Here is a 20,790-nt window from a genome sequence, read left to right as displayed (position 1 = left end):
AAAAAACAAATCAACAACGAAGAGTTTGATCCTGGCTCAGGATGAACGCTAGCGACAGGCTTAACACATGCAAGTCGAGGGGCAGCATGGTTTGTAGCAATACAAACTGATGGCGACCGGCGCACGGGTGAGTAACGCGTATGCAACTTACCTATCAGAGGGGGATAGCCCGGCGAAAGTCGGATTAATACCCCATAAAACAGGGGTCCCGCATGGGAATATTTGTTAAAGATTTATTGCTGATAGATAGGCATGCGTTCCATTAGGCAGTTGGCGGGGTAACGGCCCACCAAACCGACGATGGATAGGGGTTCTGAGAGGAAGGTCCCCCACATTGGTACTGAGACACGGACCAAACTCCTACGGGAGGCAGCAGTGAGGAATATTGGTCAATGGCCGAGAGGCTGAACCAGCCAAGTCGCGTGAAGGAAGAAGGATCTATGGTTTGTAAACTTCTTTTATAGGGGAATAAAGTGAGGGACGTGTCCCTTTTTGTATGTACCCTATGAATAAGCATCGGCTAACTCCGTGCCAGCAGCCGCGGTAATACGGAGGATGCGAGCGTTATCCGGATTTATTGGGTTTAAAGGGTGCGTAGGTTGTTTTTTAAGTCAGCGGTGAAAGTTTGTGGCTTAACCATAAAATTGCCGTTGAAACTGGGGAACTTGAGTGTGTTTGAGGTAGGCGGAATGCGTGGTGTAGCGGTGAAATGCATAGATATCACGCAGAACTCCAATTGCGAAGGCAGCTTACTAAACCATAACTGACACTGAAGCACGAAAGCGTGGGGATCAAACAGGATTAGATACCCTGGTAGTCCACGCAGTAAACGATGATTACTAGGAGTTTGCGATAGACAGTAAGCTCTACAGCGAAAGCGTTAAGTAATCCACCTGGGGAGTACGCCGGCAACGGTGAAACTCAAAGGAATTGACGGGGGCCCGCACAAGCGGAGGAACATGTGGTTTAATTCGATGATACGCGAGGAACCTTACCCGGGTTTGAACGTAGTTTGACAGGGGTGGAAACACTTTTTCTAGCAATAGCAAATTACGAGGTGCTGCATGGTTGTCGTCAGCTCGTGCCGTGAGGTGTCGGCTTAAGTGCCATAACGAGCGCAACCCTTATCACTAGTTACTAACAGGTATAGCTGAGGACTCTGGTGAGACTGCCAGCGTAAGCTGTGAGGAAGGTGGGGATGACGTCAAATCAGCACGGCCCTTACATCCGGGGCGACACACGTGTTACAATGGCATGGACAAAGGGCAGCTACCTGGCGACAGGATGCTAATCTCCAAACCATGTCTCAGTTCGGATCGGAGTCTGCAACTCGACTCCGTGAAGCTGGATTCGCTAGTAATCGCGCATCAGCCATGGCGCGGTGAATACGTTCCCGGGCCTTGTACACACCGCCCGTCAAGCCATGGGAGCCGGGGGTACCTGAAGTCCGTAACCGTAAGGATCGGCCTAGGGTAAAACTGGTGACTGGGGCTAAGTCGTAACAAGGTAGCCGTACCGGAAGGTGCGGCTGGAACACCTCCTTTCTGGAGCCTGAATCTTGTAAGAGAAGTAGGAGAAGGTATGTTGCTCTCTGGTACTACGGTTGAATATGTATAAAAATATGATCTTTATAGCTGGAAGGGCCAGTGAAAGAGAAAAAAGAGGCTGAGATAAGAAAATCTCAGGCAACATGAAAGTTGACAGTCCTATAGCTCAGTTGGTTAGAGCGCTACACTGATAATGTAGAGGTCGGCAGTTCAACTCTGCCTGGGACTACCAAAAAAAGACGGGGGATTAGCTCAGCTGGCTAGAGCATCTGCTTTGCACGCAGAGGGTCAACGGTTCGAATCCGTTATTCTCCACAAAAAGCCTCCCAAAAAGAGGCAGAAAAAGATCTTTGACGTATTGGACAACTTCAAAAAAGTTAAGTAACGAAAAATAAGAGCAAGCTGAAGATATATCAATCCGACGCGATACTCCAAATGTTAATTGAAAAATTAAAGGTTTGGAAAGAGTGTCAGTGATAAAGAAAGTAAGCAAGGGCAGACGGTGGATGCCTTGGCTCTCGGAGGCGAAGAAGGACGTGATAAGCTGCGATAAGCCCGGGGTAGGTGCAAATAACCCTTGATCCCGGGATTTCCGAATGGGGCAACCCGGCAGGTTGAAGGCCTGCCATTCCGTAAGGAAGGCGAACGTGGGGAACTGAAACATCTAAGTACCCATAGGAGAAGAAAACAAAAGTGATTCCGCAAGTAGTGGCGAGCGAACGCGGAACAGCCCAAACCGATGATGTTTAGGCATTATCGGGGTAGTAGGACCACGATGTGGCAAGACATCAGGAAAGTAGAACGTTTTGGAAAAGACGGCCGTAGACGGTGAAAGCCCGGTATACGACTTTCTGAAGAAGCCTAGTGGTATCCTGAGTAGCGCGGAGCACGAGGAATTCTGCGTGAAACAGCGGGGCCCATCCCGTAAGGCTAAATACTCCCGAGAGACCGATAGCGAACCAGTACCGTGAGGGAAAGGTGAAAAGCACCTCGAACAGAGGAGTGAAATAGTCCCTGAAACCGTCTGCCTACAAGCGGTCGGAGCAACGCAAGTTGTGACGGCGTGCCTTTTGCATAATGAACCTACGAGTTACTTTCTCCGGCAAGGTTAAGGGCTTCAGGCCCGTAGCCGAAGCGAAAGCGAGTCTGAATAGGGCGTATAGTCGGAGTGAGTAGACGCGAAACCAAGTGATCTACCCTTGGTCAGGATGAAGGTTGGGTAACACCAACTGGAGGTCCGAATGGGTATACGTTGAAAAGTGTTCCAATGAACTGAGGGTAGGGGTGAAAGGCTAATCAAACTTGGAGATAGCTCGTACTCCCCGAAATGCATTTAGGTGCAGCCTATGGTTAGTATAGTATGAGGTAGAGCGACTGATTGGATGCGAGGGCTTCACCGCCTATCAAGTCCAGATAAACTCCGAATGCGTGCTATATATTGCCATGGAGTGAGGGCGCGGGTGCTAAGGTCCGCGTCCGAGAGGAGAAGAATCCAGACCATCAGCTAAGGTCCCCAAATGACAGTTAAGTTGAACTAACGAAGTCGGACTGCAGAGACAGCTAGGATGTTGGCTTGGAAGCAGCCATTCATTTAAAGAGTGCGTAACAGCTCACTAGTCGAGGAGTCCGGCATGGATAATACTCGGGCATAAACTGTCTACCGAAGCTATGGATGTAGTAATACATGGTAGGGGAGCATTCCAACGGCGCCGAAGGTAAAGGATGACCTTTGCTGGAGCTTTTGGAAAAGCAAATGTAGGTATAAGTAACGATAAAGGAGGTGAGAAACCTCCTCGCCGAAAGACTAAGGTTTCCTGATCAACGTTAATCGGATCAGGGTAAGTCGGGACCTAAGGATAAGCCGAACGGCGATTCCGATGGAAGAATGGTTTAATATTCCCATACTACTTTATGGAGCGATGTGGAGACGGAGAAGTGACAGTCCTGCCGACTGACGGAATAGTCGGTTGAAGGGTGTAGACGTAGATTCCTGTAGGCAAATCCGCAGGGAGAGTCGAACCTAACAGTATGCCGAGTGCTTGCACAAGGCAATATGGATGTAATCAGGCTCCCTAGAAAATCCGCTAAGCATATTCATAAAGTACCCGTACCGTAAACGGACACACGTAGTTGGGTTGAAAATACTGAGGCGCTCGAGTGATTCACGGTTAAGGAACTAGGCAAATTGACCCTGTAACTTCGGGATAAAGGGTCCCTACTGAGAGGTAGGGCGCAGAGAATAGGTCCAGGCAACTGTTTAACAAAAACACATGGCTGTGCGAAATAGAAATATGAGGTATACAGCCTGACACCTGCCCGGTGCTGGAAGGTTAAGAGGAGAGCTTATCGCAAGAGAAGGTTTGAATTGAAGCCCCAGTAAACGGCGGCCGTAACTATAACGGTCCTAAGGTAGCGAAATTCCTTGTCGGGTAAGTTCCGACCTGCACGAATGGTGTAATGATCTGGACACTGTCTCAACCGTGAGCTCGGTGAAATTGTAGTATCGGTGAAGATGCCGATTACCCGCGATGGGACGAAAAGACCCCGTGAACCTTTACTATAGCTTTACATTGAATTTGGGCAACGGATGTGTAGGATAGGCCGGAGGCAATGAATCAGGCACGCCAGTGTTTGTGGAGCCGCCGTTGAAATACGGCCCTTTTGTTGTTTGAGTTCTAACTCGCAGGAGCGAGGACACTGTATGGTGGGTAGTTTGACTGGGGTGGTCGCCTCCAAAAGAGTAACGGAGGCTTCTAAAGGTACCCTCAGACCGATTGGTAACCGGTCGCAGAGTGTAATGGCATAAGGGTGCTTGACTGGGAGACCTACAAGTCGATCAGGTAGGAAACTAGAGCATAGTGATCCGGTGGTTCCGCATGGAAGGGCCATCGCTCAAAGGATAAAAGGTACTCCGGGGATAACAGGCTGATCGCTCCCAAGAGCTCATATCGACGGAGCGGTTTGGCACCTCGATGTCGGCTCGTCACATCCTGGGGCTGGAGAAGGTCCCAAGGGTTGGGCTGTTCGCCCATTAAAGTGGCACGCGAGCTGGGTTCAGAACGTCGTGAGACAGTTCGGTCTCTATCTATCGTGGGCGTAGGATATTTGAGGGGCTCTGACACTAGTACGAGAGGACCGTGTTGGACAGACCACTGGTTTACCGGTTGTTCCGCCAGGAGCACCGCCGGGTATCTAAGTCTGGATTGGATAAGTGCTGAAAGCATCTAAGTACGAAGCCAGCCTCAAGATGAGATATCCCTGAAGGGTCGTTGTAGACTACGACGTAGATAGGCTACAGGTGTAAGGGCAGTAATGTCGAAGCCGAGTAGTACTAATAGCCCGAGACTTTCGAATCATGAAAGGGTTGATATATCAGCAGGACGGCTTTAGGGTCGTAAGCTCGAAATGAGAGAAGTTACGTAAAAAAAGCTTTTTGCAGTTGTCCAGTCAAAAGTCTTGACATAAAGAACAAAAGAGATTAAGGTGGTTATAGCGTTGGGGATCCACCTCTTCCCATTCCGAACAGAGAAGTTAAGCCCAACCACGTCGATGGTACTGCGTAAAAGTGGGAGAGTAGATAGCCGCCGTTTTAGAATGAGAGTGCAGGCAAAAACAACACTCGATGATGAAAGCCGATTCAGTTTTGAGTCGGCTTTTTTCGTATCGTTATACTACGATCTGCTCGGGTGATTACGTTTCGTTTTCGTACAGCCTGCATATAAAAACAATATATTCGTTTAGCCGTGGAATGTATCTGATAAATAATAATGTTTTAGTGGTAGAATTTTCAAATAAGATATTTATCTTCGCTACTCAAATCTAAAAGCAGAGAAACATTTAAAATGAAGAGAAGAACATTTCTTAAATCATCGCTATTAATGACTTCCGGGTTAGGTATAAATGCTTATGCTAAGGAAGAAGCCGGAGAGGAAAGTGTGCAGGTTAAGAAGCCACATGTCATTCTGATCATGACTGACCAGCACCGGGGAGATGCTCTTGGCTGTATGGGAAATACAGCTGTCATATCTCCTAACCTCGATCGTTTGGCGAAAGAGGGGACTTTGTTTGTAAATGGATATTCTGCTTCACCAAGCAGTACGCCTGCTCGTGCCGGACTTTTGACTGGTATGTCGCCTTGGCATCATGGTATGCTGGGATATGGTCAAGTCGCGGAAAAGTATACGTACGAAATGCCGCAAATGCTGCGTAATCTCGGTTATTATACATTTGGTATCGGGAAAATGCACTGGTTCCCGCAAAAGGCTCTTCATGGTTTCCATGCTACATTGATTGATGAGAGCGGGCGTGTTGAATCGAAAGATTTTATTAGTGATTATCGGGAATGGTTCCAACTTCATGCGCCAGGTGAAAATCCAGATTTGACGGGTATTGGTTGGAATGACCATGGGGCCGGTCTCTATAAATTGCCGGAGAAGTTGCATCCTACAGCATGGACCGGCCAGACCGCTTGCGAGCTGATTCGGAATTATAATTGTGATAAACCTCTTTTCCTGAAAGTCTCGTTTGCACGTCCCCATAGCCCTTATGATCCTCCCAAACGTTATCTGGATATGTATAAGGATGTCGATATACCCAAGCCGTCTGTCGGTGATTGGTGTGGCAAATATGCTGAGCGTCTGGATCCGGGAAAAGCGGCTCCGGATGCTCCATTCGGTAATTTCGGGGATGAGTATGCAGTCAGATCCCGCAGACATTATTATGCAAATATTACTTTTATAGACGATCAGATTGGAGAGGTTATTGCGGCATTGAAAGAAAAAGGAATGTATGACAATGCAGTAATTTGTTTTACGGCTGACCATGGAGATATGTTGGGTGATCATTATCATTGGCGAAAAACATATCCTTATGAAGGTTCGACCCATATCCCATATATCGTGAAGTGGCCTGCCGGAATGTCCAAAACTGTTCCTTCGGGAGCAAAGATCGAACAGCCGGTCGAACTTCGTGATTTTTTGCCTACCTTTATCGAGTTGGCTGGCGGAGCCGTTCCTCCTGATATGGATGGCAAATCTTTGTTGAAGCTGGTTCGGGGCCGGGAAAACGAATGGCGTAAATATCTGGATCTGGAGCATGCCACTTGCTATAGTCCGGATAATTATTGGTGCGCATTGACTGATGGTAAGATTAAATATGTCTGGAATTTCCATACCGGAAAAGAGGAATTGTTCGATCTTCAGAAAGATCCGAAAGAATTGATGGAATGTTCAGGCAAACCGGCTTATGCAGCCAGGCTTAAGGAAATGCGCCAGGCTATGGTCGATCATCTGGCGGAGCGCGGTGAAACTTTCGTGAAAAACGGAAAACTGGTCGCCCGGGAGACAACAATGCTTTATAGTCCTAATTATCCACAAAAAAAATGATTCGTATAAATTCTTTAAACTGTGTATGCTATGATAAGAAAATGGGAACTCCTGCTTGTTGGAGTGAGTTGTATAATGGGTACAGCTATGGCACAAAATAATCCTATTTTGTTGTTTCCGAAAGGTGCGCCAGGTGAAACAACTAAGTTGATAGAAAAGGCTGATACTGATGGAGGAAAGACTGGTGGCGAGACGGTTCTTCGTATAACGAATGTAAGTGAACCGACAATTACCGTCTATCCGGCCCCCGACGAAGTGGCAACAGGTGCTGCTGTTGTGGTTTGCCCGGGTGGTGGCTATAATATCCTGGCTTATGACTTGGAAGGCGATGAAGTATGTGAATGGTTGAATAATTTGGGTGTTACTGCTGTTTTGCTGAAATATCGAGTTCCCCGCCGCGAAGGCCGTGCGAAACATGAAGCTCCTTTGCAGGACGTGCAGCGTGCGATCGGATATGTTCGGGCCCATGCGGAAGAAATGAGTTTGGACCCGCAACGGATCGGAGTAATGGGATTCTCTGCCGGTGCACATCTTTCGGTGATGGCGAGCAACAATTTCGATAAACGTACTTATCCGGCCGTGGATGCAGCAGACAAAGTAAGTTGTCGTCCGGATTTCTGTCTGTTGGTCTACCCGGCTTATCTGGATGGTGAAAATTTTCAATTGGCTCCAGAGGTGAAAGTTTCTTCTGCCACACCTCCTACTATGATGATTCAGGCCGAAGACGATAAATCCTATATCAACAGTAGCCTTTTCTACTATTATGCATTGAAAGAAGCAGGTGTGCCTGCATGGATGCATTTATATAGTAAGGGTGGTCATGGCTATGGCTTGAGAGATACGGGGGCAGCTGTAAATGAATGGCCTGACAGGGCTGAAGATTGGTTCCGTGAGATTGGTGTGATAGAATAAAAAAACTAAAATAGAGTACAAAGATCCTCGGTTTTTCGTATCTTTGTACTCACAAATCATGGGGATGACCGGTTTTGACAGCGGGTAGAAGTGGTTTGTAAGCATGTAGTGCGTGGTCGGCTTGCACTTAAATCTCAGACGGCGAACAATTAACTGGCGAAAACAATTACGCTCTCGCTGCTTAATCGAAGTACAGTAGATTCAAGCTTAATCCCTGCAAAAGTTGCGGGGACGTGACATCACCCGGATGCTGTGGCTCCGAAGCGTTCCGATCTGGTGGTGCAGCAATATCGGAGATAGTTTGAAGTAAGCCTCGGGCTTCAAGCGAAACTTTAGAGGATAAGGTTCAAGTGGGTGGCTTCGGTCTTGCTTGTACCCGACAATCGAAGGCGAAGATAAACATGTAGAAAGCAGATTAGTTCCTCGTTTGGACGAGAGTTCGAATCTCTCCATCTCCACAATAAAGCTGGTAATCGATTGATTGCCAGCTTTATTTGTTTAGTGTCATTTGTTTTTACATCCGGTTTCTATTTTGTTACGACTCTGTTACTCAGAAAGTTATGGCCAATTCGAAAGTCTTTTTTGCAAGTAGATCATATCCACTAATTGTTTACCATCTTCATATATAGGATGATCATAATTGTCGGTAAAGAAATTCTTGATACGATGGGAATATTTGAATCCGTTCTGTTCGTAGAAAAGGACGGTCAGTGGACTTTCACCTGTGCCGACAAGCAGAGTGTCGTATTTCCCCGCATAATGTTCAGAAATAAACTTGATTAATTTTTTCCCATATCCCAGTTTCTGATATTGCGGATCGGTTGCGATATTTTTGAGTTCGACTGTTTTGTCACCTTCATTCGTGACAACGCAAATAGTTCTTAGGATATTCTGGTCGTACAAAGCAAACATTTCTCCCCGTTCGAGATAAAGGTTTATCATCGATTCCTGTTCATCGGCCAACAACAGGAGATCGAGGAAACGTTTTTTATGGCGGAGGATTTGCCGGATTTCGAGGATGCCGTCCGAGACCTGCAGGTTATCAGCCAATTTGTCTTTTAGCTTTTCTGATTCATCGGGACTAATTGCAGATCGATCTATTTTCTGTTGCATGGATTCCTAATAACAAAGAATTTCTATTTATGAAAAAATTCTTGAAGCAGATGCTGGATAGCTGCTACCGGATGATACAATATCATTCTGGGGCCGGCGAAACGCATCACTTCCTGCATCTTCTTGCGCATATCCGGTTTGTAGCAATGAACGGGGCATAACCGGCATGTAGTTTTTTTCTCTCCGAAAGGACAACACGACAGCCGTGCATGGGCATATTGTAAAAGCTTATTGCAATCCGGGCATAAATCCGTATGCCCTTCTTTCTGACGGCAATAGAGACGGACCATCTGTTCGACGATCTCTTGTTCTTGTCGGATACGGGTTGATGGCATATTCACTTTGTTCTTTTCTACAAATTTAGGTATAATCAACTTTATCTTCCAAGTTTAAACACCCAATATGTGCGGATTCGTTATTTCTACCATATATTTGTTGGGTGGAACAGTTTTTTAATGTAGTTTATAGGAAGAAAGAATATATGAAATATGCAGAATTGTTGAACCTGTTGACGGTAGATTGTAAGGATGATGGAAAACAGTTCCGGAAAAAAGACCGGATACATGAGATAAAAGCCTTGTTGGAAAATTCGGACTATGAACTGTTGGGCGAGGGAAGTCTTTCCTTGCTGTATGGAAGGCCGCTGGGAGGAGAAAATACATACCGGACGCTTGTTTCATCCCATGTCGATTGTGTATATAAAAATTGTTTTGTCGAAGACGAAGACGGACTTTATTGGAAAGTCACATTCGATAACAGCGCGACCAATGCCGCCGTGATCGATCTGATGTTGCAGGGTGAACTGGATGAATCCGTCCTGGTCGCTTTTACAGGAGATGAAGAGAATGGTTCGGCAGGAGCCATTGAGATCTTGCAAATGTTAGCTCGGATGGAATGCGAGGTAGGCAAGGTTCTCGTGCTTGATGTTACGAATGAAGGTTGGGAAGATGAAGCAGCTTTCTCTATCGAGAACGATCGTGGTTTTGATATAATAACCGGCTATCACATTGTCGGATTGCTTCAGGCAAGCGGTGCTTCGTGCGTGTTTGTACACGAAGCGGAACCCGACGAGACTTGGGAATACAATAAAGGCACCAGTCCGGATATACCGGGAATCCCGTGCTTCAGTCTTTGCTTGCCAGTCTGTGGAAATATGCATGGGGAAGACGGAGTCTTGTTACGTAAGTCGTCCGTCGCTCCCTATGAAGATATTCTAAAGAACCTGGCAAATGCCGGTTTCTAATTCTTACTGATAAGATAAAGAACAGTATTCAAATACGGCAGGTGCCTTTTCATCTCCTTCATGATAAAGTCCCGGGCGTGCCACCCGATCCCAGCGAATAAGGGAACGTATGGCTTCTTCTGATAGCCCGTGGTTAACCGGAGTCCATTGTTTGCCGTCTTTACTCCAGGCGAATCGATAAGGAAGTCCTTCTTTCACCTGCATGCGCAGATGCAATGCCATGCTGGGCAATGGCAGATCGGCCAGTTGTTGCTCCTTCCCTTCGCGGACGAGCTTTATCTGCAACCGGTCGCCGACGCAACCGTAAGCGAGATAGTAGCTATCGTCTCCATAAAGCGTGATCCCTTTCCAGCTGTCGTTCTGGTTGGTGATGCCGGCATCCAATGTATAGCCCGAAGATGCCGGACGAAGACAAAGCGCCTCTCCGGTCTTGCATTCCGGCTTGGGAGAGCCGCTCAGCCACAATCTGCCCGCTTCGACTTTAGCCAGGACATTCGAGTACGGATAATTCCAGCTCCATTCCGGACGCAGGTCCGAATCGGTAAAATTGTCGAAGAAACCCGTTACCGGCTCTTGCACGCAATTGGCAAAAGGCATCGGTTGTGTCAAGCGGGCATATTCACCGGTGACAAAATAAGGCCAATTGTCCTCTCCGAAACGCAACTCCTGGAGATGGGGCTGACGGCCTAAAAAGAAATTGCTACCTTCCGAATAGGCGTGACATAGATAAAACATACGTCCGTCAGGCACCGTTGTCAGCGTACCGTGGCCGATAGATTGTATCTCATCGCTTCCGTGCAGGATCGGATTACCCTCATACTTTTCATAAGGTCCTTTGAGCTTCTTCGAGCGGGCGACGGCGACGGCATAATCGCTATTGGGACCACAACAACCATTGATAGCATAGATCAGATAGTAGTAGCCGTTCTTTTTGAACCAGTGCTGCCCTTCCATTCCTACCCGTTCGTCATCGCGGAGCAGGCTGAACGGCTTACCGGTCAGCTTTAACCCATCTGGAGTCAGTTTACTGGCGAGGAGTTCGATCGGGCGGTTGTCCAGCCCGTAGGCTTTCCAGCTGATGTATAAATCACCCTTGTCTTCGAGGATAAAGGCATCGATTGCTTCCGTCCCGAATTCGACTACCGGTCCGTGATCTTTGAATTTGCCTGTCGGAGAGTCGGATGTGGCTACTCCGATGTAGGAAGTATTGTTTGACTTCTTCCGCGCAGTATAGTATACATAAACCTTGCCATTATGATAATACCATTCCGGAGCCCAGAACGACGATTTGGTCCATTCCGGCTGCTGCTCGAATACATGTCCGGTTTGTTTCCAGTTGACCAAATCTTTGGATGTGAATACCGGATAGTAGGGAGCCCATTCGGAGGAAGTTCCCGTTACATAATAAGTATCATCGATCCGCAGGATGGACGGGTCGGCGACATCCCCGTGAATAACGGGATTGGTGAAATAGGTCTGTTTCTGGGCCATACTTGCGCCGGAATACAGAAGAGAGCCTAATAAGGCGATGATGAGTCTGTTCATGGTTTGTTAAAACTCTAATTATTAATTGGTCTAAAAAAATGATGGTTACAAATCTACTGGATAAAACGGAGCTGTCCAAAAAAATCCTTTACTTTTGCCGGATAAAACGTTTTGATTCGGAAAAAAGCATGGACAAACTTCACTATTTTGCAGATTCGATCTCTCTACTCTCTCTGCCGGAAAAGTTTACCTATCCGTTCCATTATACTCCGCATCCCCTTTGCGTGGCGGCAGCAGCAGAGGTCGGGCGCTATTTGGAGGCAAAAGGGGAATGGCAGGCAGAATTGCAGAAAGGGAAGATGTTCGGTGTCCTGATCGTCCGTACAGGCGAGGGGAAGGTCGGTTATCTGGCTGCCTTTTCCGGTATTCTGGCAGGGAAGAACCAGCACGCTTATTTTGTACCTCCGGTCTATGACGTGCAAGATCCGGATGGTTTTTTCAGGATCGAAGAAGAACGGATATCGGAAATCAACAATCGGATCGAGGAATTGCAGGCAGATGTACGATATAAAGATTGCAAACAACGGTTGGCAGACGAGATGGTCCTTGCCGGACAGGTTTTGGACGAGATACGGGAACGTATGAAAGCGGCAAAGGAAAAACGTGACCGCCTGCGTTCGGCCGTTACACTGGTCGACCCTGAGCAACTGATCCGCGAAAGCCAGTTTCAGAAAGCGGAACTGAAACGGCAGAAACAATATTGGAAAGATCATCTTGCCTCCATGCAAGCGGAAATAGAAGTGTACGAGACAGAAATCGAACGCCTCAAAGAGGAACGCAAGACCCGCTCGGCCACTCTTCAACAATGGCTTTTCAAACAATTCCGCATGCTGAATGCCCGCGGGGAGGAACGGGATTTGTGCGACCTGTTTACAGATACCGTCCAAAAGACGCCCCCGGCAGGTGCGGGTGAATGCGCGGCTCCCAAGCTCTTGCAATATGCCTACAGGAACGGCTGGCAACCTCTTGCTATGGCTGAATTCTGGTGGGGAGATTCTCCGAAAAACGAGATACGCCGTCATGGATATTATTATCCGGCCTGCAAAGGAAAATGCGGACCGATCCTGAAGCACATGCTGCAAGGCCTGCACGTCGAGGAAAACCCGTTGGAGGCGGATGTGCACCGGGATACGGAGTTGGAAATCGTGTATGAAGACGAATGGTTGTCGGTGGTGAACAAACCGGCCGGCATGTTGTCGGTTCCCGGAAAGTCGGATGTCGATTCCGTCTACGGGCGGGTGCGACGGATGTATCCTGAAGCAACCGGACCGATGATCGTGCACCGCCTTGACATGGCAACCTCCGGCTTGATACTTATCGCCAAGACGAAAAAAGTGCACCAGAACTTGCAGGCACAGTTCAAGAACCGGACGGTGTGCAAACGATATGTCGCCTGGTTGGATGGCATAGTGAAGGAAAAAGAAGGCCGTATCGAACTTCCTCTCCGTCCGGATCCGGAAGACCGGCCGCGGCAGGTCGTCGATGCGGTCCATGGGAAACCGGCCGTGACTGACTATACTGTGTTACACTATCATTTGGGGCGTACATTTATTTCTTTCATACCGAAAACCGGACGCACACATCAATTGCGTGTCCATTCGGCCCATCTGCTGGGCTTGAATGCTCCGATAGTAGGGGATGAATTGTATGGCAAGAAAGCAAACCGTTTGTATCTGCATGCCGAATACTTAGGCTTTGTGCATCCTGTTTCCGGGGGGTATGTGGAAATAGAGAAGGAATCCGGCTTTGATGAACTTTTATAGTGGGTACCACGTTTTTTTTCATTCCGTTGACACAGCCATAGTCATTCGATATAGATCATTTTCTTCGTCATCCCTCCGTCGATCGTTACGTTCTCACCGTTCATGAAATCATTTTCCTCCTGGCAGATGAACAGACACATGCGGGCGATGTCTTCCGGTTTGCCTACCCGTCCCGACGGATGTTGGGCGTGGTCTTCCGGGCGAAGTTGTTCGTAGTCACCCGTACATATCCAACCCGGCGAGATCGAATTGACCGTGATATGCCATTCGGCGAGCGAGAGCGCAAGAGCGTGTGTCAGCGAATAGATGCCGCCCTTGGATGCCGCATAACCTTCGCTTCCGGGCTCGCTCATCAGGTAGCGGGTGGAGCAGATATTGACGATCCGGCCGAACAAATTGGGCGACTCTTGCGACTGACGGTGGAGGGCCAACTTGCGGGAAGTGATGAACACCGGACGCAGGTTCACGGATAATATCCGGTCGAAATCTTCCACACAGGTCTCTGTGATCGGAGCAAAACAGCTGATACCGGCATTGTTGATCACAATATCGATATCGCCCCATTCCTTGAAAATCTGCTGCATACAGTTTTCAAGTGCTTCCCGGTCGCTTACGTCAACATGAAAAAAGGAGGTTCCGGTCTGCAACGCTGTCTCTTTTCCTGCCGCCTCGTTCCGGTCACAGAACGCCACGCGGTGTCCGGCGGAACGGAAAGCCTTTACGATTGCTTTGCCTATGCCTTCCGCTCCTCCTGTCACAAAGACTCTCCTCGTTTTGCGGATAGCAACTGCTTTCCTGCCACTGCCCGCTGCCCGCCCGGAAGACTTGCGGGATTTATATTCTTCGTATTTATTTTCCAGATAGTTGTCTGCCATGATCTTGTCGCTTTTTAATAAGAAGACAAAAGTAATCATAATTGAAAGTATCTGCAACGGTTGCCGGCAAACGAAAATTCAATGTTACCACAAGCAATTCGACAGCAAAAAACATCGTATCTTTCACATTTTCCGTATATTCGCACAATATTTTAGGGCCAGTTTATATTTATGGAGATAACGAATACATGTACAACACTTGAAGTATGAATACTTTCAAATCCATAGACGAACTTTTACGTGTTCTTGAAAGAGAGAAGATTCTTCTGAAGCAGATGTTCCAAAAAAGACCGTCTACCTCTTTGAAATACGATTATGCACTTGAGCTTACGGAGTATAAAGAAGAAAGAATCAAATATCTCGTTGACCACGGAGTAATAAGAGATAGTGGGAATTTCCTTGAAATGGAGGATGTGTATCTTAAGTTCTTCGAGGAAATATTACAGGTTAATGAAAACATAAATGTTTCGTTTGTGGATGATTACCTGGGACGGTTGAATGAAAATATAGATTATTATCTCAAAGAAGATAATGAACAGCGGAAGTATAATTATCATAAGGAAGTGAGGCGATGCCTGAAGAATATTGCCATGATCACCGTGCGTAATGTGATAGATTTGAAGCGCAATATAGACAATACATACAAGAATGAACCAAGCTATCGCATCAAACTCTCAAAGCTGAAGAATCTTGATGAAAAGCGCAAGAACATAGCTCTTCTTATCAACAGAAGCGAGGATATAATAGAAAATCGGCAACCCGTGTTTTTCAGAGTAGCTATGGACACGCAAATGCGCATTGTGGTGAATGATGTTAAACTTCAGTTGAATGATTCGTATCATAATCTGATTGAGATAGAAAAACAGATTATCCATTATTTAAATCTGATAGCCTATCAGAACCGTATATTCGAAAAAGTACGACGCCTGAAATATCTTCGTGATCAGTTTCTCCTTGAGGAGAAAAGTGACATTCGCCAGGTTCTTAATATGAAGAACCCTGTATGGATGGAGCCTCAAACCAACTACCGGATCAAGTTGTCTGTGGATAATTTGCGAACCTCTGCAACTGCATTGGAGCTAATAAGGAAAGTTATATCTAAAAGAAAGAATCTGGCTAAAGGCCCCAAAAATATGGCAGAGGCCATCCCGCAGGAATATCTGGAAACCGGCGGTGAAGTTTTGGATTCAATAAACTTGCAGGAGGTTTATAATGCTTTTTCAGCCTCAAGCAGCCATTTGTTTAAATTTGTTATGAATTACAATTATCATAAGGATTTGAGTACTGATAGCAGGATTTTATATTTCTGTCAGATAGCATCTCAGTATGCTGATGAATTGAATTTTACAGATATCTATGAGACAAGCTATGGGGTAGAATATCCTTTGATATATTCCAGATAACCATATAATCAGAATACGCATGAAATATACAGAAGAAATATTCAATATATTGAGTAAAGGTGGATTTATATCAGCCAATAGCGTCTCTTCAGCAATAAAACGTTATTATGATGCCATAGAAGAAGACTTGGCCGAGTATTATGAATATTATAAAGGTATCGGCTTTTATCTTGAAGGCGGTGATGGGTATTACATGTTTACCCGCCAGGAGGCAAAAGTGGATCTTGAACGTAAACTTGAGGCCGTGTTGAAATGGATCGACTATCTGAGTTTCCTGAAAACGTATGATGCGACGTTCGGCCCGGGATTCAAATTCCGTCCGGCAGACATAGAAGTTCAGATCAGTTGCCAGATAGAACTGAAAGATAAGGCTTCTAAGCTTTTCCAGGATAAGAAGAAATACAATGAGATAGTAGAAAAACTTGTTTCGGAACTTGAAAAGTCGGGAATGATAGAACTTGAAAATGAACATGACAATACGTATAAAGTACTAACGGCGTTTCACTATATGGAAGAATTGGTAGACTGCATAACAATATCGGAGGAAATGAACGATGAGATATCTCAATAAGGTAATATTTCTAAACAGTGCACATGTGCCGTATGCCGAAGTGAAAGTGGATGGTAATGTACATTTCATCGGCACACAGGGAGTAGGAAAGAGTACGCTTCTGCGAGCTGTCCTGTTTTTTTACAATGCGGACAAGCTCAGGCTGGGAATTCCGAAAGAAAAGAAGAATTTTGATTCTTTCTATCTTCCGTTTGCCAATTCCTATATAGTCTACGAAGTGATGCGCGAAAATGGAGCCTATACCGTTGTGGTGACCAAGTCGATGGGTAGGGCTGCCTTCCGCTTTATAGATGCGCCATATCGTAAAGAATGGTTTGTTGACGACAAAAATGAGGTGTCGGCTGATTGGAGTGAAATTCGCACAAGGGTATCAGAATCCGGCGGCAGTGCATCATCGCTGATTACCGGCTACGATATGTTTCGTGATATCATATTCGGTAACAACCGGAAGCCGGAGTTGCTGCAGTTCCGTAAGTATGCCATTGTAGAGAGTCCGAGATATCAGAATATACCGCGTACGATTCAGAATGTATTTCTGAATTCCAAGCTCGATGCCGATTTTATCAAGGATACCATCATACAGTCAATGGATGATAATGAGTTTGTAATAGACTTGAGCTATTATCGGAGCCAGATAGATACCTTTGAACAGGAATATTCAGATGTGATGCTTTGGATGAAACAAGATAAGAGCGGAGTGGTTCCGGTAAAGAAACAGGCCGACATAGTGATAGGGAAATACAGAACGTTGTTGTTTTCGAAAAAGCAGATTGAAGAAGGAAGGGCAGAGCTTAATTATTCGGAAAAGATGGCTCGCCGGAAGCTTCCTGAACTTGAGGAACAGATTGTGGAGTTGAAAAGAGAGGCTGAACGTTATACTCGTTTGCTGGGAGAAGAGAAAGACAAGTTTGATAATGAGCGTGACAAGCTGATAAAGCAAAGTGGCATCATAGATTCAGACTTGAAGAAGATTAGGGATAAGCGTAAATATTATGCATCGGAACGTATTGATGAGGTCATATCGAGAGTAAACCGAGAACCAGTGCTGAAGTATGAACAGGAATCGCTATTTAAGGTGTATAACGAACTGACAAACACATACAGCGATGTAATTAGTAAATACTCTTTAATGGAGCAGAGACTGGATGCCGGTTTTGCTAAATTCGAGAATGATACTAATACAAAAATTCTAAATCTGAAAGGAGAGCTTAATGGTAGGATTTCCGATTTAATGAAAAAAAGCAATGAACAGTCAGATGAAATACGTTCTGTTTATGAAGAGAAACTTAAAAACTTCTCAGACAGTAAGGACTTTTTACTGGAAGAAATTTCAGACTTGAAACAGCAAAAGACAAGAGTAGAATGTTCGGTTCATTTTAAGGATGAAATAAATGGCTGTGAAGAACGATTAAGAAATTTATCTTCCGAAGAAAAGGATACGGCAATGAAAGTGGACTGCATGAAACTGGAATGTGACCGTCTGAGACAAAAATCGGATGATGAAACCTCTATATTGGAAAGGAAGTTCGATAGAGAAATAGATGAAATATTGCGTCATAGAAAACAGTTGGATGCTGAAATTGAATCGTTAAGTTTCCTGATAAACAATAGTAAAGGCTCTTTCTGCGAATGGCTTGACAATAACAAACCTGGATGGCAGGATAGTATCGGTAAAATAGCCGACGAGAAATTGATTCTATACAATCAGAATCTTTCCCCGGAACTTGTGGCTGATGGTGGAAATTCCATCTTTGGAGTGAAAATTAAACTGGCAGAGGTGGAACGCGATTTGCGTTCACCGGAACAGCTTAAAGCTGAATTAGAGACTAAATCGTCGGAAAGAGAGGCCGATACAAGAAAAATCAATCTTTTGAAAGAAGAAAAGACCAAGCAGGCCGAAACAATCAAAAATAAGCATAGAAAGCAAATTTCTGCGTTGTCGGGTGAGATGCGCCTTCTTGAAGTTCAGTTGCAGCAATATCCGCTTCAGGTGAAGAGTCTCACTGCTGATTTGGTTTCGTGGAAGCGAAAAGAGTAAAGCCAAGCCTTTGTCTTGATTGAAATCAGAGTGGAACACAGAACGTTTCCGCCGCCTATGGCGGCAGAAACGTTTTTAGTTACCTTTGCTGTAGGCATAAGAAGCAAGCCGTTTTTTTCTTGGGTTTTCAATCCCACAAAAGAGTATGGCTCCTTGTCCTGCGAATCGAAGATTGGTCGTCAGAGGCCGTATAGAAGAATGCTCATCGACAGGACATGGCTTATGCCATTTATCCATCAACAAGAGTAACGATATTACCATGGCAAAGAAAGCAAAAAAAGTCAAGAGCGCCAAAGGTGCGGAACTTCGGATAGTCAATCCCGATGCGGCTGGGATAGACATCGCGGACGGTATCATGCAGGTCTGCATCCCTGCTGACCGCTCCAAGGACAACAACCGTGCGTTCGGAGCATATACATCCGACCTGCATGCCATCTCGGCATGGCTTAGGGAATGTGGCATAAAGACAGTCGCAATGGAATCCACCGGGGTGTACTGGATACCGCTGTTCTGTCGTCTTCAGGAGGACGGGCTGGATGTCGTATTGACCAACGCAAGGGATGTGAAGAACATAACGGAGAGGAAAACCGACGAGTCGGATGCCGAATGGCTGATGTTGCTGCACCAGTACGGGTTGCTCAAGGCAAGTTTCCAACCGCACAACGACGCCAAACGGATGAGGACACTTACCCGTCATCGTGACACCCTCTCCCGTGAAGCCTCAAGCATGGTCCTGCGTATGCAGAAAGCCATGCAGCAGATGAATATAAAACTTACGCTTGTCCTGTCTGACATCACGGGAAAATCCGGCATACGTATCATCGAGGCCATTCTTGCAGGTGAACGTGACCCCAAGAAACTTGCGGAATTGGCTGACATCCAGTGCAAAACCCCGAAAGAGGAAATAGCCAAGGCACTTGAGGGCAACTGGGAAGAAGACCTCATGTTTGTCCTCAGACAAAACTATGATACTTTCAAACATTATTGTACCCAACTTGGCGAGTGCGATGCAGAACTGGAGAAACTCATGGAAAACTACCGTGCGGAGGTTGCCAAAGTGGAAGATACTTCATATAGCCCGGCAAAAAAACGCCGCGATTATAAAAAGACCAGGCATACCGTGAGCTTCGACGTGGAAAGGAAAGCATACGAAATGTGGGGAGTGAACGTTTTTGAGATACCGGGCATAAGCCACCTGACCGCACTTGAACTGATGAGTGAACTGGGGCACGACTTTACCCGGAAGTTCCCGTCTTCCAAACAGTTCTGCTGTTGGTGCAACATCTCACCGAACACCAAGATATCAGGAGGAAAAAGAATATCAAGCCACGTGCCACACCGTCGGAACAATGTCGGGTTGATTTTTAGAAGTATCGCTTCTTCGCTCGCCAATGCGAAGAACCAATTGGGGAACTTCTACCGCAGAATACGTTCACGGGCCGGAGGTAAAGCCGCAGTCATTGCCACTGCCCACAAGGTAGCCGAGATATTCTTTGCCATGGTTGCAAACCAAACAACTTATAATCCGGAAAGAGTAGGTATAGACGAGAAAGTATTACTCGAAAAACGGATTACAAGATACAAACGTGAATTAGAACGAATTACAGGCACACATATAGAAATTGGCAATGCATGTGTTCCATAGAAGAAGAAGAAAAAATCAGTCGAAGCCTTTTTCCATTTTTCCCCTCTGTTTGACTTGACTTTATTGCCCGTGTATATAATAACGGTCATTAAAGTCAAGTTGAGAGTGGAGTTATATCTTTTTCTTTTGGCAAGCAAAGTAGTTCTTTGATATGATGAGTGTATGAGTAATAATTTGCATCTTATATTATGAATAATATATTGTTTGTAGATAGGTGTATATAGCACTTACAAACAAAATTATGACATTTAGTTTTTGGAGTTTCTGCTCAAAAAGGGATATGTGCATGGTTAATTATTCAATGATGTGCATTTTCTATGTACAACACATCATTAAATAAATAAAAAGTATTACCTTTGCATATTATATGATAGGTTGGCTATGACAAAGTCATCGACATAGTCGCTTTGCACCTTAAATAAGAAAATATGGCAAAGAATACAATGGGTACAAAGTTGCCCCGAAAATTGGAGCAGAAGATGCAGATTGTAGGTGAGCAGATTAAGTTGGCTCGATTGCGCAGAAATCTGAGTGTGGCTCAGGTGGCTGAACGCGCCACCTGTTCACCGCTTACTGTGTCCAGAATAGAAAAAGGGATTCCTACTGTTGCAATAGGGATCTATCTACGTGTTTTGTACGCATTGCAACTTGACGATGATATTCTATTGCTTGCCAAAGAAGATAAAATGGGAAAAGCTTTGCAAGATTTGAGTTTGAAAACAAGAGAACGTGCATCCAAGAAAGAATAATC

General features: G+C 45.8%; 13 protein-coding genes, 2 tRNA genes, 3 rRNA genes and 1 other RNA gene. 15 read left to right on the top strand and 4 right to left on the bottom strand.

The features are described 5' to 3' along the window. The first annotated feature begins 13 nt into the window (after positions 1-13). From BQ9893_RS06990 to ssrA, 8 genes are all read left to right on the top strand, one after another. A 16S ribosomal RNA gene (locus BQ9893_RS06990) occupies positions 14-1,544 on the top strand. Positions 1,545-1,702: 158 nt separating this feature from the next. After that, positions 1,703-1,779 (top strand) — tRNA-Ile (locus BQ9893_RS06985). 9 nt (positions 1,780-1,788) lie between these two features. Further along, a tRNA-Ala gene (locus BQ9893_RS06980) sits at positions 1,789-1,862 on the top strand. Between the two features lie 164 nt (positions 1,863-2,026). Beyond that, positions 2,027-4,901, top strand: a 23S ribosomal RNA gene (locus BQ9893_RS06975). Positions 4,902-5,026: 125 nt separating this feature from the next. Beyond that, a 5S ribosomal RNA gene (rrf, locus tag BQ9893_RS06970) occupies positions 5,027-5,137 on the top strand. Together the 16S, 23S and 5S rRNA genes with 2 tRNA genes alongside form the textbook arrangement of a ribosomal RNA operon. Positions 5,138-5,425: 288 nt before the next feature. Continuing rightward, complete coding sequence (locus BQ9893_RS06965; protein WP_394333233.1) at positions 5,426-6,931, top strand: arylsulfatase; 1,506 nt, start codon at positions 5,426-5,428, stop codon at positions 6,929-6,931. Between the two features lie 30 nt (positions 6,932-6,961). Beyond that, on the top strand, positions 6,962-7,843 hold the full coding sequence (locus BQ9893_RS06960) for an alpha/beta hydrolase (protein WP_075965328.1): 882 nt from the start codon (positions 6,962-6,964) through the stop codon (positions 7,841-7,843). A gap of 60 nt (positions 7,844-7,903) precedes the next feature. Further along, positions 7,904-8,304: a transfer-messenger RNA gene (gene ssrA / locus BQ9893_RS06955) on the top strand. Positions 8,305-8,401: 97 nt separating this feature from the next. On the opposite strand, the gene BQ9893_RS06950 is transcribed toward ssrA, so the two are convergent. Beyond that, positions 8,402-8,956, bottom strand: coding sequence for a GNAT family N-acetyltransferase (locus BQ9893_RS06950; protein ID WP_208610795.1), 555 nt, complete (start codon positions 8,954-8,956; stop codon positions 8,402-8,404). 23 nt (positions 8,957-8,979) lie between these two features. Then, positions 8,980-9,291, bottom strand: coding sequence for a nitrous oxide-stimulated promoter family protein (locus BQ9893_RS06945; protein WP_075965327.1), 312 nt, complete (start codon positions 9,289-9,291; stop codon positions 8,980-8,982). 146 nt (positions 9,292-9,437) lie between these two features. Between BQ9893_RS06945 and BQ9893_RS06940 the strand changes: the two genes are divergently transcribed. After that, complete coding sequence (locus BQ9893_RS06940; protein ID WP_075965326.1) at positions 9,438-10,199, top strand: hypothetical protein; 762 nt, start codon at positions 9,438-9,440, stop codon at positions 10,197-10,199. Between the two features lie 3 nt (positions 10,200-10,202). On the opposite strand, the gene BQ9893_RS06935 is transcribed toward BQ9893_RS06940, so the two are convergent. Next, positions 10,203-11,744: a family 43 glycosylhydrolase gene (locus tag BQ9893_RS06935; RefSeq protein ID WP_075965325.1), complete on the bottom strand. Its 1,542-nt coding sequence runs from the start codon at positions 11,742-11,744 to the stop codon at positions 10,203-10,205. Between the two features lie 128 nt (positions 11,745-11,872). Between BQ9893_RS06935 and BQ9893_RS06930 the strand changes: the two genes are divergently transcribed. Continuing rightward, positions 11,873-13,507, top strand: a complete 1,635-nt coding sequence (locus tag BQ9893_RS06930) for a pseudouridine synthase (protein WP_075965456.1) — start codon at positions 11,873-11,875, stop codon at positions 13,505-13,507. Positions 13,508-13,548: 41 nt separating this feature from the next. On the opposite strand, the gene BQ9893_RS06925 is transcribed toward BQ9893_RS06930, so the two are convergent. Then, positions 13,549-14,382: an SDR family NAD(P)-dependent oxidoreductase gene (locus BQ9893_RS06925; protein WP_075965324.1), complete on the bottom strand. Its 834-nt coding sequence runs from the start codon at positions 14,380-14,382 to the stop codon at positions 13,549-13,551. A gap of 206 nt (positions 14,383-14,588) precedes the next feature. On the opposite strand from BQ9893_RS06925, the gene BQ9893_RS06920 reads away from it, so the two are divergent. The 5 genes from BQ9893_RS06920 (at position 14,589) to BQ9893_RS06900 (ending at position 20,788) form a co-directional block, all read left to right on the top strand. Further along, positions 14,589-15,785, top strand: a complete 1,197-nt coding sequence (locus BQ9893_RS06920) for a hypothetical protein (protein WP_075965323.1) — start codon at positions 14,589-14,591, stop codon at positions 15,783-15,785. Positions 15,786-15,804: 19 nt separating this feature from the next. Then, positions 15,805-16,356 (top strand): condensin complex protein MksE, encoded by a 552-nt coding sequence (locus tag BQ9893_RS06915; RefSeq protein WP_075965322.1) that lies wholly within the window; start codon positions 15,805-15,807, stop codon positions 16,354-16,356. Continuing rightward, complete coding sequence (locus BQ9893_RS06910) at positions 16,340-18,394, top strand: ATP-binding protein (RefSeq protein ID WP_081415384.1); 2,055 nt, start codon at positions 16,340-16,342, stop codon at positions 18,392-18,394. Before BQ9893_RS06915 ends, BQ9893_RS06910 begins: the two co-directional genes overlap by 17 nt. A gap of 259 nt (positions 18,395-18,653) precedes the next feature. Continuing rightward, positions 18,654-20,039 carry an IS110 family RNA-guided transposase gene (locus tag BQ9893_RS06905; RefSeq protein WP_075964355.1) on the top strand — a complete coding sequence of 462 codons (1,386 nt, stop codon included), beginning with the start codon at positions 18,654-18,656 and terminating at the stop codon, positions 20,037-20,039. A gap of 428 nt (positions 20,040-20,467) precedes the next feature. Further along, positions 20,468-20,788 (top strand): helix-turn-helix domain-containing protein, encoded by a 321-nt coding sequence (locus BQ9893_RS06900; protein WP_009036646.1) that lies wholly within the window; start codon positions 20,468-20,470, stop codon positions 20,786-20,788. The last annotated feature ends 2 nt before the right edge of the window (positions 20,789-20,790 follow it).

Origin of the sequence: Parabacteroides massiliensis (genome assembly GCF_900155425.1) — a bacterium.
In the GTDB taxonomy this organism is placed as follows: Bacteria; Bacteroidota; Bacteroidia; order Bacteroidales; family Tannerellaceae; genus Parabacteroides; species Parabacteroides massiliensis.
The sequence above is the reverse complement of the archived record's forward strand: the minus strand, read 5'-3'. Positions and strand labels throughout refer to the sequence as shown.

Excerpts from the sequence above, each read along its gene's own strand:
- BQ9893_RS06945 (WP_075965327.1), bottom strand. The coding sequence starts at position 9,291 with ATGCCATCAACCCGTATCCGACAAGAACAAGAGATCGTCGAACAGATG.
- BQ9893_RS06915 (WP_075965322.1), top strand. The coding sequence starts at position 15,805 with ATGAAATATACAGAAGAAATATTCAATATATTGAGTAAAGGTGGATTT.
- BQ9893_RS06905 (WP_075964355.1), top strand. The coding sequence starts at position 18,654 with ATGGCAAAGAAAGCAAAAAAAGTCAAGAGCGCCAAAGGTGCGGAACTT.
- BQ9893_RS06925 (WP_075965324.1), bottom strand. The coding sequence starts at position 14,382 with ATGGCAGACAACTATCTGGAAAATAAATACGAAGAATATAAATCCCGC.
- BQ9893_RS06940 (WP_075965326.1), top strand. The coding sequence starts at position 9,438 with ATGAAATATGCAGAATTGTTGAACCTGTTGACGGTAGATTGTAAGGAT.
- BQ9893_RS06900 (WP_009036646.1), top strand. The coding sequence starts at position 20,468 with ATGGCAAAGAATACAATGGGTACAAAGTTGCCCCGAAAATTGGAGCAG.
- BQ9893_RS06920 (WP_075965323.1), top strand. The coding sequence starts at position 14,589 with ATGAATACTTTCAAATCCATAGACGAACTTTTACGTGTTCTTGAAAGA.
- BQ9893_RS06960 (WP_075965328.1), top strand. The coding sequence starts at position 6,962 with ATGATAAGAAAATGGGAACTCCTGCTTGTTGGAGTGAGTTGTATAATG.
- BQ9893_RS06950 (WP_208610795.1), bottom strand. The coding sequence starts at position 8,956 with ATGCAACAGAAAATAGATCGATCTGCAATTAGTCCCGATGAATCAGAA.
- BQ9893_RS06935 (WP_075965325.1), bottom strand. The coding sequence starts at position 11,744 with ATGAACAGACTCATCATCGCCTTATTAGGCTCTCTTCTGTATTCCGGC.
- BQ9893_RS06930 (WP_075965456.1), top strand. The coding sequence starts at position 11,873 with ATGGACAAACTTCACTATTTTGCAGATTCGATCTCTCTACTCTCTCTG.
- BQ9893_RS06910 (WP_081415384.1), top strand. The coding sequence starts at position 16,340 with ATGAGATATCTCAATAAGGTAATATTTCTAAACAGTGCACATGTGCCG.
- BQ9893_RS06965 (WP_394333233.1), top strand. The coding sequence starts at position 5,426 with ATGACTTCCGGGTTAGGTATAAATGCTTATGCTAAGGAAGAAGCCGGA.